The 1,070-nt window shown below is 59.6% G+C and carries 1 protein-coding gene; it reads left to right on the top strand.

Annotation, left to right across the window (positions count from 1 at the left end; genetic code table 11):
• Positions 1–49: 49 nt before the first annotated feature.
• The coding region (locus CW742_RS14820) for a response regulator (RefSeq protein ID WP_292421716.1) at positions 50–1,070 on the top strand (1,021 nt) is incomplete at its 3' end.

The following is a 1,070-nucleotide window of genomic DNA, read 5'->3' as shown; positions in this document are numbered from 1 at the left end:
GCCAGAGGGTCCTGCCGGGCAGAGGCCCGGCATACCCGGAGCGCCGGAAATGACAGAAGGCACACCAAGGTCACTTCGGAAGATCCTTGTCGTTGAAGACAGCCGGACACAGGCGGAATATCTCCGGCACATCCTCGAGAACGAGGGATACCGTGTCGCCCTTGCCGAGAATGGCAGCGAAGCCCTCGAACAGGTTGCAATCGATCCACCCGCCCTCATCTTTACCGATGTCGTAATGCCTGAGATGGACGGTTATGAGTTCTGCCGGAGAGTCAAAGCAGATACGAAGACTGCATCGGTTCCGGTCATCCTCGTCACCCAGCTCTTCGATCCCGCGGACGTTATCCGGGGCCTCGAATGCGGCGCCGATGATTTTGTCATCAAACCGTTCGAGGCCGGCTACCTCAGGTCACGGATCGGAACGATCCTCTCCTCCGTCCAGGAAACAGACGAGGAACCGCCCTCCCCCCCGCTGCCGGTCACGGTTGGTGGCACAACCTACCGGGTATCCGCCGGACGCCGCAGGATCTTCAACATACTCCTCTCCACGTATGAGGTCGCGGTCAGCAAGAATGCCGAACTTCTGGAGACGCAGGACCGGCTGGCAGCAGCAAACGACCAGCTGAAGGATGCTGTTTTGAACCTGAAACAAACCAACGGGCAGCTGGCGCAGGAGAATGCCGGGCGGCGGCAGGTACAGAAAGCGCTCGACGAGGCCAACACCAAACTCAACCTGATGGCCAGCATCACCCGGCACGATGTCATCAACCAGCTCACTTCCCAGCATGAGTCCCTCGATTCGGCCCTCTCGCTGCGCGACCGTGATACGAAAAAGGCATGGGAGCATGTTGCCACGGCAGCGGAGATCGCAACACAGACGTTAAGTTCGGTCCGGTTCACGAGCGAGTACCAGAAAGTGGGGGTCAAGTCTCCTCAGTGGCATAATCTTGCCGCGCTTGTGAGCGCAGCCATTCAGCGATCTCTCCCCGGCCCGGTGCAAATCGAGAACACCCTGCCCGCTGACCGGGAGATCTATGCCGATCCCCTGATCGGGATGGTCTTTGCCAACC

The sequence above is a fragment of the Methanoregula sp. genome, from assembly GCF_002835825.1.
Classification (GTDB): Archaea; Halobacteriota; Methanomicrobia; order Methanomicrobiales; family Methanospirillaceae; genus Methanoregula.
Note: the sequence above shows the minus strand (reverse complement) of the source record. Positions and strands in the feature narration are given on the sequence as shown.